Annotated in this window: 1 pseudogene; it reads left to right on the top strand. The window is 39.1% G+C overall.

Going from position 1 to position 238, the window contains the following annotated elements:
• Positions 1–238, top strand: a pseudogene (locus SB689_RS24140) (MFS transporter); the annotation flags it as partial.

Here is a 238-nt window from a genome sequence, read left to right as displayed (position 1 = left end):
ACAAAAACCTCGCTTTCTCCGGAAGAATTTGATAATTGGGGCTGGAGGATTCCTTTCTGGATCTCTATTTTGATGGTAGGTGTTTCTTACATCATCAGAAAAAACATGAAAGAATCTCCGCTTTTTGCAAAGGCTAAAAGCGAGGGGAAAACTTCTAAAAACCCCTTAAAGGAAAGCTTCGGTAATAAATACAACTTTAAATTTGTTCTTCTGGCTTTGTTTGGAGCCGCAATGGGAC

The organism is Chryseobacterium sp. SIMBA_038 (genome assembly GCF_046535115.1).
Taxonomy (GTDB): Bacteria; Bacteroidota; Bacteroidia; order Flavobacteriales; family Weeksellaceae; genus Chryseobacterium.
The sequence above is the reverse complement of the archived record's forward strand: the minus strand, read 5'-3'. Positions and strand labels throughout refer to the sequence as shown.